Genomic DNA, 14,207 nt, shown 5'->3' with positions numbered 1-14,207 from the left:
CTAGGTGAAAAACTGACTCGGCGTCTTGCCGAATTGCTTTTTGAACATGCTGGTGAAGGCGCTGGGGCTTTCGTAGCCCAGCGTCAGGGCCACGTCGATAATCTTCTCGCCCAGCGCGATGCGCTCCAACGCCAACAACAGGCGCGCCTGTTGGCGCCATTGGCCGAAGGTCATGCCGGTGTCCTTGCGGAACAGACGCTGGATGGTTTTCTGGTCCAGCGCCAGGCGCGCGCTCCAGTCGGCCACGGTGGATGCATCGCCCGGATCGTGTTGCCAGGCCGCGCAGATCTGCTGGATACGCGAATCAGCCGGCTGCGGCAGCGACAGCGGCAAGGCCGGTAACAGGGCCAGTTCATCCAGAATCAGGTGCATGATGCGCGCATCCCGCGAATCCTCGGCGTACGGCGGTTTAAGGCTGACCGATGCCTTGATCAGCTCGCTCAGCAGTGGTGAGATGCTCACCGCTTTGGTCTCGCTCGGCAAATTCGGGAAGCTGCCGGGGCGCACGAATACGCTGCGCATTTTCAGCGCGCCCACACAGCGCAGGGAGTGAACGTGGCCGCTGGGCATCCAGAAACCGCGATGGGGCGGTACCGTCCACTGGTTGTGCGCCGAACGCACGACCATCACGCCCTCGGTGGCGTACAGCAGTTGGTGCTTCTCATGACTGTGGTCGGGGATCACCCAGTTTTCCGGGTAGTCGGTGGCCGAACTGATGACGGCCCAGTCGCCTTCATCGATCTCCCGCAAGAATGTATCCAGTGATTTGATCATTTCGCCCTTTTTGCGATGATTGCCGCCCCAATTTCGCGAGACAGGCATTTGCGCCGAATCTAGCATAAACACCGCGTCTAGATATGGAGCAGCGGTTCATAGCACCGCTGCCCGCTTTCACTGTTTGCTGCCTTGTATGGAATGCCTGCATGTCGACCCTGACCGCCTCACCTGCCGCCGCCTCAAGCCCACCCCAAGCCAGCCCACTGGTGTTGCGCGTTATTGGCGCGTGCGCCCTGGCGCACTTGATCAATGACCTGATCCAGGCCGTGCTGCCGTCGATCTACCCGATGCTCAAGGCCAACTATGGGCTGAGCTTTACTCAGGTGGGCATGATCACCCTCACCTTCCAACTCACCGCGTCGCTATTGCAGCCGTGGATCGGCTATCACACCGACCGGCACCCCAAGCCGTGGCTGCTGCCGGCCGGCATGGTATGCACCTTGGTCGGCATCCTGCTGCTGGCGTTTGTCGGCAGCTTTCCGGCGATCTTGTTGGCCGCGGGCCTGGTGGGCGTGGGCTCGTCGACCTTTCACCCGGAAACCTCACGCGTTGCGCGCCTGGCCTCGGGCGGGCGCTACGGCCTGGCGCAATCGACGTTCCAGGTCGGCGGCAACACCGGCAGCGCATTCGGCCCACTGCTGGCGGCGGCGATCATCATCCCGTACGGCCAGGACCATATCGCCTGGTTCGGCCTGTTTGCCGTATTCGCCATCGGTGTGCTGTATGGCTTGAGCCGCTGGTACCGCAACCACCTCAACCTGTTCAAGCTCAAGCAAGGCAGCCAGGCCACCCATGGTCTGTCCAAAGGCCGCGTGACCTTCGCTTTGGTGGTGTTGGCGGTACTGGTGTTTTCCAAGTACTTCTACATGTCCAGCCTGACCAGCTACTTCACCTTCTACCTGATCGAAAAATTCCAGCTGTCGGTGGCCAACTCCCAGTTGTACCTGTTCCTGTTCCTCGGCGCGGTGGCGGCGGGCACGTTCTTCGGCGGGCCGATCGGCGACCGCATCGGGCGTAAGAAGGTCATCTGGTTCTCGATCCTCGGCGCCGCGCCGTTCACCTTGGCCCTGCCCTACGTCGACCTGTTCTGGACCGCCGTGCTCAGCGTGGTAATCGGTTTTATCCTGGCCTCGGCGTTCTCGGCCATTGTGGTGTTCGCCCAGGAACTGGTGCCGGGCAATGTGGGCATGATCGCCGGTATCTTCTTTGGCCTGATGTTCGGCTTCAGTGGGATCGGCGCAGCCTTGCTCGGCCTGCTGGCGGATAACCACGGTATCGAATACGTCTACAAGCTGTGCTCGTTCCTGCCGCTGGTGGGGATACTCACGGTGTTGCTGCCGTCGACCAAAGGGGTCTGACCGCCGGCCATCGGATGGCGGTATGCCATTACGGTTTGTGTTCTGAAAAACCTGTGTGTGCGCTTACAATTCGCGTTTAAACGCACACCAGGCAGTTCTGCACGCTATGACGCTCGACCCTCCCACGATTCTGGCCCTGACCGTCGCCCTGGCGGCCGCGGCTGCGCTTTACCTGTTGATTGAATGGCGCAGTGTGCGCGAACCGTCCTTGCTGTATTGGAGCGCCGGTTTCGCCACCATCACCGTCGGCTCAACCCTGGCGCTGCTGCGCATAAACGGCTACCTGGTGATCGGCATCTGGTTCGCCAACGGTTTGCTGGTGAGCGCACATTTTCTGTTTTTGCTCGGGGTGGCGCGGTTCACCCAGGTGCGCCTTTCACCGCTTTGGGCACTGATGCTGGTGGTGTGGCTTGGCATGCTGATGCTCCCGGCCGACCTGCCGTGGTCCAAAGCCATGTTGGCGGTGCAGTCGCTGTTGGTGGCCTTGCCGACCTTGCGCGCCAGTTTCCTGCTGCGTCCCCATGGCAAATCCCTGAGTGTCGGTGCGGTGCAACTGCGCTATGTGCTGCTGATTCATGGCGCCTTCTACGTGGCCAAGGCCGTGTCGGTGGTGATCCCCGGCACGTTGATCGACCTGGCGGCGTTCAAGGGCGAAATCATCCAGGTGTCGCTGGTGGAAGGCGCCATGGCGATCATGCTGATCGCGTTGTCCATGACCGGCTCGGAACGCTACCGCCGCGAACAGCACATCGCCCGCCTCGCCGCCCGCGACCCACTCACCGCCCTCTACAACCGCCGCGCCCTCGACCTGCGCGCACCACGCCTGCTGGCCCAGGCCTCGGCGGCGCAACCGGGGGCGTTGCTGCTGATCGACATCGATCATTTCAAAGGCGTCAACGACTTGCACGGCCACACCGCCGGTGACCGGCTGTTGATAGCATTGAGCGAAATGATCCGCAGCGTCACCCCCGACGGCGCCCTCGCCGCGCGCCTGGGCGGCGATGAATTCGTCATCCTGCTCAACGCCACCAGCGCCGAGCGGGTCGTCGACCTGGGCAACCGCCTGCGCGGGCAATTCCAGCAACTGGCCGGCCAACACTTCGCCACGCCGCAACCGGTCACGCTGAGCATCGGTGCCCTGCTCTTCGAGCAACCACCGGCCAGCCTGGCGGCGTTGATCGAACAGGGGGATGCCACGCTGTATGAATCCAAGCGAGGTGGGCGTGACCGGATTCAGTTGGTGAGTGGGACGGGGGCTGGCGCTTGAAGCGCCGACTGTTGTGCTGAGCCTGTTCGCTACCGCAAGCAGCATCTGCCAGACCGGAGCTATCTGCGCGCCGGCGGAGTAAAACCCTTCACCACGAGATACAACAACGGCCCCACCGATACGAATACCGCCGTCAGCAGCCAGTACGGCAGCACCGACATCATCGGCCGCCCACGCCGACGCGTATCGCGATACATCCACACGCACGCCAGCACCGCCATCAAGTACAGGTCAATAACCACCTGCGCCGTGTCCGGGCGCGACAGCAGTTCCCGGCCAAAAGCCCATAGCGATTGCTCGGCAGTGAGCAGAATCACAAGGGTATACAGGGAAAACCCCAGCAACGCGGCGAGGGCAGTGAAAGGTTTGTGCATGGTCTGCTCCTTGATGTGATCGAGCATTACCCTAGTGATAAGGTGACGCTCCTCGCAATGACCAAGGAGGTCATGAATTGTCCATGGACACCCCGTTGACTGCCGGCGCACAGCTGCGCCAATTACGCCGCCGCGCCAAGCTAAGCCAGTTGGAACTGGCGCTGATCACCGGAGTGTCCCAGCGCCATCTCAGTTGCGTCGAAACCGGTCGCGCCAAAGCCAGCCCCGGCACTTTGCATAACCTGCTGACCGCGCTGGACGTACCGCTGGAGCAGTGCAACCGCGTGTTCCTGGCCGCCGGCTACGCACCTCGCTACCACGCCACCCCGCTTGCCGCGCCCGGCATGGCGGCGATTCGCGAAGCCGTCAGCCATGTGCTGCACGCCAACAACCCCGCGCCGGCGATCCTGTTAGGCAGTCATTGGGAGGTACTGGCCGCCAATGCAAGCACCGGGGTGTTGTTTGAACTGGTCGGGATCGCGCCCCCAGCCACTGACGGCCTGAACCTGCTGGCCACCCTGCTACAACCGGGCGGCCTGGGCGACCACTTGATTAATGCCGAAGAGATCCGCAACGTGGCTTGGCAACGCGCCAGTCGTGAAGCAATGGGTAACCCGGGGTTGGCCGCGCTGCTGGACGGTTTGCCGGCGCCGGACGTCACCGAATTGCCAGCGTCTATGCCGCCGCTGGTGTTGACGCGCATCCGTTCGCGTCGGGGCGGGTTGAACTTTCTATCGACCTTCACCACCTTCGGCATGCCCCAGGACATTACCCTCACCTCCTTACGCATCGAACACCTGATCCCCGCCGATGCGCACACTTGGGAAGTAATGCGCGGCGCCTATGCGCACTATTCCGCGCTGGTTTTGTGAAATATCTGTCCGTAGACTGCCGCCATACCTCCCATCTGAAGGCGGCGAAAAAACGTGATGCAAGTTACCGAAGTTTCCATTGCCCAACTGCGCGCGGCGCTTGAATCCGGCCAGACCACTGCCGTTGAACTGGTCAAGGCTTACCTGGCGCGGATCGATGCCTATGACGGCCCGCAAACGGCTACCGCACTTAACGCTGTGGTGGTACGCAATCCCCAGGCTCTGGAAGAGGCCCAGGCGTCCGATGCGCGCCGGGCCAAGGGCGAAACACTCGGACCGCTGGATGGCATTCCTTACACGGCCAAGGACAGTTACCTGGTCAAAGGCCTGACAGCGGCCTCCGGTAGCCCGGCGTTCGCCAAGTTAGTGGCCTATCGCGACGCGTTCACCATCGAACGCCTGCGCGCCGGGGGGGCGATCTGCCTGGGCAAGACCAATATGCCGCCGATGGCCAATGGCGGCATGCAGCGCGGTGTGTACGGCCGCGCTGAAAGCCCCTACAACGCTGACTACCTCACCGCGCCGTTCGCCTCCGGTTCGTCCAATGGCGCCGGCACCGCGACAGCAGCCAGTTTCGCCGCGTTCGGCCTGGCTGAAGAAACCTGGTCGAGCGGCCGCGGCCCGGCCTCCAACAATGGCCTGTGCGCATACACGCCTTCCCGTGGAGTGATTTCGGTGCGCGGCAACTGGCCGTTGACCCCAACCATGGACGTGGTGGTGCCGTTTGCGCGCACCATGGCTGACCTCCTGGAAGTGCTTGATGTGGTGGTCGCCGAAGACCCCGATACCCGTGGCGACCTGTGGCGCCTGCAACCCTGGGTGCCGATCCCCAGCGTCGCCTCGGTGCGCCCAGCGTCCTACGCACAATTGGCCGCCAGCCCGTCGGACCTGGCCGGCAAGCGCTTTGGCGTGCCGCGCATGTACATCAATGCCGACCCGGACGCCGGCACCAGCGAAAAACCCGGCATCGGTGGCCCGACCGGGCAGAAGATCCACACCCGTGCCAGCGTGATCGATCTATGGCAGGCCGCGCGCCAAGCCTTGGAAGCAGCCGGCGCGGAAGTGATCGAGGTGGATTTCCCGCTGGTCTCCAACTGCGAAGGCGACCGCCCGGGCGCACCCACAGTGTTTACCCGTGGCCTGGTGTCCAAGCAGTTCCTGCACGATGAACTGTGGGAGCTTTCCGCCTGGGCCTTTGACGATTTCCTGCGGGCCAATAACGACCCGGCACTCAACCGCCTGGCGGACGTTGATGGCCCGCAGATCTTCCCCCATGACCCCGGCACCTTGCCCAACCGCGAAGACGACCTCGCCGCCGGCATGGACGAGTACGTACGCATGGCCCAGCGCGGCATCACGCCATGGAATGAAATCGCCAGCGTGCCCGACGGCCTGCGCGGCCTGGAACAAACCCGGCGCATCGACTTGGAAGACTGGATGGACAACCTCGGCCTCGACGCGGTGCTGTTCCCCACCGTGGCCGACGTTGGCCCGGCGGACGCGGATGTCAACGAAACCAGCGCCGACATCGCCTGGAGCAACGGCATCTGGGTGGCCAACGGCAACCTCGCCATCCGCCACCTGGGCGTGCCCACCGTCACCGTGCCGATGGGCGTGATGGCGGATATCGGCATGCCGGTGGGGCTGACATTTGCCGGGCGGGCGTACGATGACTCGGCGTTACTGCGCCTCGCCTCGGCCTATGAAGCAACCGGCAGCAAACGCCTGATCCCGCCGCGCACCCCACCACTGAACACACACTAACGGGTTCGATGCCTCGAACGCATTTCACGTCAGGCCACGTAGGGCACGGCAATCAGCAGGATTGCCGTGCCATGGCAGGCGGTTGCAGGCACTACCCCATAACGCATGCGCACCAGGGCACAGGCCAACCCTTCCACAAGGGTAAACAGCAGCACAGGCCATCCCAGTTGGGTCACGCTAAGGGCCAGGAAACTATGGCACGCGGCGAAGGCCACGCCGCTGATCAAGGCCGCACGAATCGGCGCGACCTGCTGCTCCAGGTGGCCCTGTAAAAAACCGCGAAACAGCACTTCCTCCAACGCGTTGGCGCCGTAAGCCAACACGATCATGCCCGGCAACCACAGCCAATAGCCTGGGATCTGTTGGGCGTCGATCCCTTGGTAGGCACGCAATGGCACGCCGATCAGACATCCCACCGCCAACCCCATCAACAACCCCGTTAAGCGGGTTCCTCGGTACCACACCACCAGTGCCCACAACTGCGGGGCCACGCGCGCAAGGCCTGCGATCAGCAGCAACGACAGCCCGCCTAACGTCGCGAGCACGACCGGGTTCGCGCTGAACGCGATCTGCATCTCGCTGCCAAGGGCCCACATGCGCAGCGGCGTCATTGCATCGCGCATCAGCACAAATGCCGCCAGCAGAATCAGAATGCGCATAGCCACCAGCGTTCTGGGGGTGAGCGCGAACCACAAGCCGAATAACAAAAGGCCTGGCGCCAGGTACGCTCCAAAGTCCAGCAGAACCACGATTGCCTGGGCGATCATCGGTTCTCAAGCGCCGACCTGTTCACACCGTGCAAACGACACCACTGATCGGCTACGTCGCCCAAAGTGCTGGGTTCGCCGCTACGAAGCCACGCCATAAAGGCCCGGTCGAACTTAAACGTCGCCCCACACTGATCACGCATAAAACGCCGAACGTTCTGGGTGCTTTTGTATTGCGCGGTGATGGGGGTGGCGCGGGTGAGAACGTCACGATGCCAGTCAATGTCCATTTTGAATCTCGGCTGAGTGATATTAAGGCGCTAGCATAACGGTGCGCGGTCCGCACAGGAAAGCACCAAGCCCTGAAAACCTTTCGACACCCACTGTTAGGACGTCACATAAATAAATCCCCTCATAAATCTCTCTATTTTTCTAGATAATCCAAATTTTACTTTCCATCCCAAGCTGATTTATTGCATGGTTGTACGACGACTTAATCGTCGTCTCGCCTCCATAACAATAAGGACCTCTCCATGCAAAACATCAAAGTGCTGATCGGCTTTCTATGTCTGTTCAGCGGCTACGTCGCCGCCGGCCCTGCCGCCGACGACCAGGATGTAGCCCAAGCCGTCGACCACCTGACCCAAGCCATGCTGCATAAAGACATCAAGCAATTGCAGGCCCTCACCGCCGAGAAGCTGACCTACGGCCACTCCAGCGGCAAGATCCAGAACAAACAGGAATTTATCGCCGACATCGAAACCGGCCGCAGCGGCTTCAAGACCCTGGAAATGCAGAAGCAGACCATCACCTTGAACGGCGATACGGCATTGGTACGCAACCACTTTCACGCCCAAGCGGTGAACAGTGGCGTCGAGGTGCCGACCGATATCGAAAACTTCCAGGTTTGGCAGAAGCAAAAAGGCCACTGGCTGCTGATCGGTCGCCAAGCGTTCAAGTTCTGACACACCCGGTGAGCCCAGCGCGGCTCACCACGCCACGATGTTGCGCACCTTGAGCAACGCCTCGCGCAGCGCCGGCATGTCCACCGACCCCAGGGCCAGGCGCAGCGCATGGGGCACATGGGTCGAGACCGCGAACGGCTCGGCGGTGGACACCGACACGCCCTGGCGCTGCAAGGCCATTGCCACTTGATCGGCGCGAGCGTCTTCGGCCAGCGGTAACCACAAAAAATACGAAGACGGATGACAGGTGTAATCCAACCCCTTGAGCACCTGTGCCGCCAACGCCTGCCGCGCCTTGGCGTCCTCGCGTTTTTTTGCTTCCAACTGCGCCACAGTGCCGTCTTCCAGCCAGCCCACGGCGATGGCGCTCATGATGCCGGGCACATTCCAGGTCGTGGCCATCACCCTGCGCTCCAGCGCGCCGACCCACGCCGGCGGTGCCGCGACAAATCCAACGCGCAAACCGGTAGCGACACTCTTGGATAACCCGCCGACATATACCGTGCGCTCCGGCGCCAGGCTGGCAACCGGCGGCGGTGCGTCTTCGGCGAGAAACGCGTAAGCCGCATCCTCGATGATCATCAGATTGTGCTGGCGGGCGATGTCCACCAACCGCTCGCGCTGCGCCAGGTCCATCACCCAACCGAGTGGGTTATGCAGGGTCGGCATGCTGTACACCGCGCGCACCGGGCGGCGGCGACACAACTGTTGCAGAGCGTCCAGGTCCGGACCGTAGGCAGTGACCGGCAGGGCAAGGATTTCCAGATGCAGGGTTTCGGCCAGCACCTTGAACCCCGAGTAAGTCAACGCATCGACGGCAATCACATCGCCCGGTTTGAGCAGCGCCATCATGGTCACCGCCAGGCCATGTTGCGCACCGCTGACCACCAGCACCTGTTCGGCCGCCACCGTTAAACCGCGACTAAGCAAGTGCCGAGCGACGGCGGCGCGCTCGTGTATACGGCCGGCATGGGGCTGGTAACGCAGTAATGCTTCCAGGTCGCCGGACAGCGCCAACTGGCGCAGAGCCGTGCGCAGCAGGTCGGCCTGGCCGGGCAAGGACGGATAGTTGAAATTCAGATCGAGCAGGCCCGCCGCCACGTTCATCTGCCCACTGCCCTGCCCCGGCGGCAAGGCGATTTCACGGACAAAAGTGCCCCGTCCCGTTTCGCCACTGACCAGGCCCATGGCCTCCAACTCAGTGTACACGCGGCTCGCCGTTGCCAGCGCCAAGCCATGTTCGGCGGCCAACTGACGGTGCGTAGGCAGCCGGGTTCCGGGCGCCAACGCACCTGAGCGGATGGCGTGGGCGAAGCGGTCGACCAGCAGTTTGTAACGGGCTCGCGGCATGGCGGCTGTATCCATGACAATTTTTTGATTGTCCCAATCCTCGCTCCTAGGATGACGCCCACGCAACTTCTCTTTTTCAGGCAGACCTCATGGAACGTTCCCTCGACACCCCGGACACCCGCACCCAGGGCTGGATCAACGGTTTTATCGGCGTGGTGATCTTCAGTGGCTCACTGCCGGCCACGCGCCTGGCGGTGATGGAATTCGATCCAGTGTTCCTGACCGTGATCCGCGCCACCCTCGCCGCGCTGCTGGCGGTATTGCTGCTATGGGTATTCAAGGAGAAACGCCCCACACGCCAGCAGTGGCTGCCTCTGGCGATCGTCTCGCTGGGCGTGGTGATCGGTTTTCCCCTGCTCACCGCCATGGCGTTGCAATACGTGACCTCCGCCCATTCCATCGTGTTTATCGGCCTGTTGCCGCTGGCCACTGCGGTGTTTGCGGTGTGGCGCGGTGGGGAGCGGCCGCGCCCGGTGTTCTGGTTGTTTTCGCTGCTGGGCAGCGCATTGGTGGTGGGTTACGCCTTGTCGCAGGGCCTGACCGCCGCTCCGGCTGGCGATTTGCTGATGCTGCTGGCGGTGCTGGTGTGCGGCCTGGGGTATGCCGAGGGCGCCACGCTGTCGCGCAGCCTCGGCGGTTGGCAGGTGATCTGTTGGGCACTGGTGGTGGCACTGCCAGTGGTGGCGCCGCTGAGCCTTTTACTGGCGCCGTCGAGCGTCTCCGGGATCAGCCTGTCGGCGTGGCTGAGCCTGGGCTACGTGGCGTTGTTCAGCATGCTGATCGGCTTCGTATTCTGGTATCGCGGCCTCGCCCAGGGCGGTATTGCGGCTGTCGGCCAGTTGCAGTTGCTGCAACCGTTCTTCGGCCTGGCGCTGGCGGCTGGGTTGCTGCATGAACAGGTCAGCCTGGGCATGCTGCTGGTGACGCTCATGGTGATCGCATGTGTGGCGGGCGCCAGGCGCTTTGCGCGGTGATCCGTCGTCGCGCAGCAGCACCATTAGCTCAGCGTTCTGTTCCCATTCGTCGTTTGTCCTGCTAAACAGAGCTATCGCCACAGAATAAAAGGATGCGACATGCACGCCCCTTCACTGCAGGACACTACTGCGCCGGAAGGCGTCTGCTACGGCTGCGGCAGCAGCAACCCCCATGGTTTGCATATCAAGAGTCGCTGGGACGAAGACCGCATCCATGTGATCGCCGAGCATCAGCCCGACGCTCGCTATTGCGGCTGGCCGGACCTGGTCTATGGCGGCCTGATCGCCATGCTGGTGGACTGCCACTCCAACTGGACCGCCATGGCCTATCACTATCAGGCCGAACAGCGCGAACCCGGCAGCCTGCCGCGTATCGACTGCGTCACCGGCAACCTGGGTATCAAATTCATCAAGCCCACCCCCATGGGCGTGCCGCTGACGTTGCGTGCGCGGGTCGAGGGCGAAGTCGGGCGCAAAACCCAGGTAATCTGCGAGGTGTACGCCGGCGATGTGCTCACGGCCATCGGTGATTCGGTGTTCGTGCGCGTCGATACCGGCCAATTGGCTGCCGCTGCCCACGGTCGCAACGACTGAACCTGGGCTACCCTCACTGCCATCGCTTATTGAGGACTGCACTAATGGAACGTCTGACCGCCAAAGACTTCGCTCCCGAACTGCTGGAACTCTATGACGGCTATGCCCACGGCACGATCAACCGCCGCGAGTTTCTCGACCGCGCCGCGCTGTTCACCTTGGGCGGGCTGACCGCATCGGCGCTGCTGGCGGCGCTTAGCCCCAACTATGCCCTGGCCGAACAGGTGAAATTCACTGACCCGGCCATCGTCGCCGACTACATCACCTACCCCTCGCCCCAAGGCCACGGCACGGTACGCGGCTATCTGGTGCGCCCGGCCAATGCCAGCGGCAAACTGCCGGCGGTGGTGGTGGTGCATGAAAACCGCGGCTTGAACCCTTATATCGAAGACGTCGCGCGACGCCTGGCCAAGGCCGGTTTCATCGCCCTGGCGCCGGACGGTCTCACATCGGTCGGCGGCTACCCCGGCAATGACGAAAAAGGCAAAGCGCTGCAAGAGAAAATCGACCCGACCCGACTGATGAACGACTTCTTCGCCGCCATCGACTGGCTGATGAAACACGACAGCAGCACCGGCAAAGTCGGCATCACCGGTTTCTGCTACGGCGGCGGCGTGACCAATGCGGCGGCGGTGGCCTACCCCGACCTGGGCGCGGCGGTGTCGTTCTACGGGCGCCAACCGGACGCCAAGGACGTCGCGCGTATCAAGGCGCCGATCATGCTGCACTTCGGCGAGCTGGACACGCGAATCAACGAAGGCTGGCCGGCCTATGAGCAAGCGTTGAAAGCGGCCGGGACGACCTATGAGGCGTATATCTACCAGGGCGCCAACCATGGGTTTCACAACGATTCGACACCGCGCTATGACGAAGCGGCGGCGAACCTGGCGTGGGAGCGCACCTTGGGGTGGTTTCGCAAATACCTGGCGTGAGATCGACTGTCAGCGGGGGCTGCCTGCCGAAAGCTAGCACATGCAACGCTTGTGATGAGCAGGCTTGCCCTGCTCATCACGGCACGCTGAGGATCAGTGTTCCAGAGCATATCGCCGGCAATGGTTGAGGTAGCCTTGTTCATGGCTGCCCACCAGTTGCACCACGCTCGTCCATAGCCATGACGGCGCATCCAGTTGTCGGGTGCGGTTTTCCTGGAGCACTGCCATCCATGCTTTGCGGGTGGCGCGATCCATCTGGCGGGCGTGGGCGATGCCGACTACGCGGGCCAGATAACCGGCAGCGTGCATGGCATCGGTTTCGCTCAGTTCATCCAGCTCCAACTTCATGTCCTGGGGCAGCAGTTCGCGGATAAAAAAGCCGTGATCCAGAAAACGCGTCGCCACCATGCGCTCGCCCAATCCTGGCGATAGATGGCGTGCGCCTTCGACCACGCGACGACCATTGTCCCGAGGCATCTTCGCCCGCGGCGCTCGAGGTGCGGCTGCGCCCACGGCTTCCTTGATATCGATCAGGCAGTATTCCTGATCATCTTTGTCACCCACGCCGAGCAATACCGCATAGCGCATCAGGCCAAGGGAACTGCAGCCTTTTACCCAATATGCAGAGTCCAGCAGTTCAACCTTGGCATCCTTTGGCCGACCTTTAAGCGAGGTGACCAACTGTTGAATGTCATCCGAGGCGCAGACGTGCTCCAACGCGCTTTTTTCCGCGCGCGACAGCGACCAGAAGTGTTTGCCCAAGGGGATCGTCGGCCGCACGCTTTCGATCCGTTCCCGCGCCAGATTCTTCCAGGTGCGTGCCACTGCGCTGCGCATGCCGGCCTTGACCTGGGAGGGGCGCGGCGGGGCTTCATCCGGCTTGTCTTTGAAGGCTTGCTCGTAACCCAGCATCATTTCTTCGAGCATGCGCGCAGTGGTCACACCTGGCAGGTCCGAACCCCGCGCGGCGGTGGCCAGGGACAGGGCCAGGCGCACCAGATCATGGGCCGGGTTGCCGATCACCGTTTGGTCGAGGTCGCGGATATGCATGTCGATACGGCCGTTGTTGTCGCCGGTCGGGCCCAGGTTGCCGGCGTGGCAGTCGCCGCAGATCCAGATCGCCGGTCCATGGGGCAAGCGGCGCCCCGGCAGGCTGTGCAGCCACTCGTAAAACTGTACGGTGCTGCCGCGCACATAGGCGTGAGCCGAGCGCGCCATCTTCAGATTGCGCAGTTGAGTCAGGTGCGGCATGCGAGCGGAGGGGCGTGGAATTTTCATGAACAGCCTCAGGTGGGGCCACAGTAGATCGCAGCGCCCGGGAGAATGTTTCATTTTGTTTCAAGATAATGGCACTAGGACAGCTCAGACGTCGCCGGATTGCACTTGCAACCACTCCTTGAACGCCAACATTGCCGAGGTTTCGGCCCGCGATTGCAGGCGCGTCAGCCAGTAACTGCCGGTGTTGATGCCGACATCGAAAGGCTGGCGGATCAGATCGTTCTCCAGTTGCCGCGTGAACATCAGCGCCGGTGCCAACGCAACGCCGATGCCTTGCAGCGCCGCATCCATCATCGCCAGTGAGGAGTCGAACACGATGCTGCGCGGCACCAGGGTGTCGACGGGCAAACCCGCAGCGTGAAACCACAGGCTCCACTCATCGGCGCGATAGGAGCGCAGCAGCGTGTGTTTCAACAGGTCGTGTGGCGTATGCAGTTGCTCGGCGATCGCGGGGATGCACAGCACCGTCAGCGGCGCTTCCAGCAGATGGCAGGCATCGGTGCCATGCCAGGCGCCGGCACCGAAACGTACTGCGTAGTCCAAGCCTTCGGCGGCCACGTCGACACGGTTGTTATGGGTGGACAAGCGCAGGTCGATAAGCGGGTAGCGGGCCTGGAAGTCGGCCAGGCGCGGCAACAGCCAGCCTACTGCGAAGGTGCCCACCGCCCCCACGGTCAGCACTTCGCGGTAATGCCCGCCTTCGAACTGGCCCAAAGTCTGGGCAACGCGATCGAAGGATTCACGCAGCACCGGCAGCAGGGTTTCGCCTTCGCGGGTGAGCATCAGCCCGCGCGGCAAGCGTTTGAACAAAGTCACATTGAGTTGCGCCTCCAGGCTTTTTACCTGATGGCTGACCGCCGCCTGGGTCACGCACAGTTCAATAGCGGCGCGGGTGAAGCTCAAGTGCCGGGCCGAGGCTTCGAAGGCACGCAAGGCATTGAGGGGCATATGGGAACGCAACATGGGTTTGAGCCCCAATTTTTCTAATGGCAGGT

The 14,207-nt window shown here is 62.5% G+C and carries 15 protein-coding genes; 8 read left to right on the top strand and 7 right to left on the bottom strand.

Annotated elements, in window-relative coordinates; genetic code table 11:
• Positions 1 to 822 (bottom strand): helix-turn-helix domain-containing protein, encoded by an 822-nt coding sequence (locus K1567_RS02325; RefSeq protein ID WP_169902649.1) that lies wholly within the window; start codon positions 820 to 822, stop codon positions 1 to 3.
• Positions 823 to 923: 101 nt separating this feature from the next.
• Here K1567_RS02325 and K1567_RS02320 point away from each other — a divergent pair, with 101 nt between their 5' ends.
• The gene (locus K1567_RS02320; RefSeq protein ID WP_034098162.1) at positions 924 to 2,135 is read left to right on the top strand and encodes an MFS transporter; all 1,212 of its coding nucleotides are present in this window, start codon (positions 924 to 926) and stop codon (positions 2,133 to 2,135) included.
• A gap of 106 nt (positions 2,136 to 2,241) precedes the next feature.
• Positions 2,242 to 3,402, top strand: a complete 1,161-nt coding sequence (locus tag K1567_RS02315) for a GGDEF domain-containing protein (protein ID WP_034098163.1) — start codon at positions 2,242 to 2,244, stop codon at positions 3,400 to 3,402.
• A 59-nt stretch (positions 3,403 to 3,461) separates the two neighbouring features.
• On the opposite strand, the gene K1567_RS02310 is transcribed toward K1567_RS02315, so the two are convergent.
• Positions 3,462 to 3,776: a DUF2834 domain-containing protein gene (locus K1567_RS02310; protein WP_034113880.1), complete on the bottom strand. Its 315-nt coding sequence runs from the start codon at positions 3,774 to 3,776 to the stop codon at positions 3,462 to 3,464.
• Positions 3,777 to 3,859: 83 nt separating this feature from the next.
• Between K1567_RS02310 and K1567_RS02305 the strand changes: the two genes are divergently transcribed.
• Positions 3,860 to 4,648 (top strand): helix-turn-helix domain-containing protein, encoded by a 789-nt coding sequence (locus tag K1567_RS02305; protein ID WP_220698069.1) that lies wholly within the window; start codon positions 3,860 to 3,862, stop codon positions 4,646 to 4,648.
• 54 nt (positions 4,649 to 4,702) lie between these two features.
• Entirely contained in the window at positions 4,703 to 6,412 is a 1,710-nt protein-coding gene (locus tag K1567_RS02300) for an amidase (RefSeq protein ID WP_034113882.1), read from the top strand.
• A 29-nt stretch (positions 6,413 to 6,441) separates the two neighbouring features.
• On the opposite strand, the gene K1567_RS02295 is transcribed toward K1567_RS02300, so the two are convergent.
• Together K1567_RS02295 and K1567_RS02290 are read right to left on the bottom strand one after the other, a co-directional pair.
• Positions 6,442 to 7,179 (bottom strand): CPBP family intramembrane glutamic endopeptidase, encoded by a 738-nt coding sequence (locus tag K1567_RS02295; protein WP_034113883.1) that lies wholly within the window; start codon positions 7,177 to 7,179, stop codon positions 6,442 to 6,444.
• Positions 7,176 to 7,409: a DUF6434 domain-containing protein gene (locus K1567_RS02290; protein ID WP_034113884.1), complete on the bottom strand. Its 234-nt coding sequence runs from the start codon at positions 7,407 to 7,409 to the stop codon at positions 7,176 to 7,178. Before K1567_RS02290 ends, K1567_RS02295 begins: the two co-directional genes overlap by 4 nt.
• Before the next feature lie 243 nt (positions 7,410 to 7,652).
• Between K1567_RS02290 and K1567_RS02285 the strand changes: the two genes are divergently transcribed.
• A complete protein-coding gene (locus tag K1567_RS02285) occupies positions 7,653 to 8,084 on the top strand; it encodes a nuclear transport factor 2 family protein (protein ID WP_034113885.1) in 432 nt (143 codons plus the stop codon).
• Positions 8,085 to 8,108: 24 nt separating this feature from the next.
• Here K1567_RS02285 and K1567_RS02280 read toward each other — a convergent pair whose 3' ends face one another.
• Complete coding sequence (locus K1567_RS02280) at positions 8,109 to 9,434, bottom strand: PLP-dependent aminotransferase family protein (RefSeq protein ID WP_220698068.1); 1,326 nt, start codon at positions 9,432 to 9,434, stop codon at positions 8,109 to 8,111.
• Positions 9,435 to 9,523: 89 nt separating this feature from the next.
• On the opposite strand from K1567_RS02280, the gene K1567_RS02275 reads away from it, so the two are divergent.
• The 3 genes from K1567_RS02275 (at position 9,524) to yghX (ending at position 11,934) form a co-directional block, all read left to right on the top strand.
• Positions 9,524 to 10,408, top strand: coding sequence for a DMT family transporter (locus tag K1567_RS02275; protein ID WP_220698067.1), 885 nt, complete (start codon positions 9,524 to 9,526; stop codon positions 10,406 to 10,408).
• A 99-nt stretch (positions 10,409 to 10,507) separates the two neighbouring features.
• The gene (locus K1567_RS02270; RefSeq protein WP_047882347.1) at positions 10,508 to 11,002 is read left to right on the top strand and encodes a PaaI family thioesterase; all 495 of its coding nucleotides are present in this window, start codon (positions 10,508 to 10,510) and stop codon (positions 11,000 to 11,002) included.
• Between the two features lie 44 nt (positions 11,003 to 11,046).
• Entirely contained in the window at positions 11,047 to 11,934 is an 888-nt protein-coding gene (yghX, locus tag K1567_RS02265) for a YghX family hydrolase (RefSeq protein WP_034098182.1), read from the top strand.
• A 93-nt stretch (positions 11,935 to 12,027) separates the two neighbouring features.
• On the opposite strand, the gene K1567_RS02260 is transcribed toward yghX, so the two are convergent.
• Together K1567_RS02260 and K1567_RS02255 are read right to left on the bottom strand one after the other, a co-directional pair.
• The gene (locus K1567_RS02260) at positions 12,028 to 13,212 is read right to left on the bottom strand and encodes a DUF2252 family protein (RefSeq protein WP_034098185.1); all 1,185 of its coding nucleotides are present in this window, start codon (positions 13,210 to 13,212) and stop codon (positions 12,028 to 12,030) included.
• Between the two features lie 84 nt (positions 13,213 to 13,296).
• The gene (locus tag K1567_RS02255; protein WP_034098187.1) at positions 13,297 to 14,175 is read right to left on the bottom strand and encodes a LysR family transcriptional regulator; all 879 of its coding nucleotides are present in this window, start codon (positions 14,173 to 14,175) and stop codon (positions 13,297 to 13,299) included.
• Positions 14,176 to 14,207: the final 32 nt, after the last annotated feature.

This window comes from Pseudomonas sp. S5F11, from assembly GCF_019641515.1.
In the GTDB taxonomy this organism is placed as follows: domain Bacteria; phylum Pseudomonadota; class Gammaproteobacteria; order Pseudomonadales; family Pseudomonadaceae; genus Aquipseudomonas; species Aquipseudomonas rhodesiae.
Note: the sequence above shows the minus strand (reverse complement) of the source record. Positions and strands in the feature narration are given on the sequence as shown.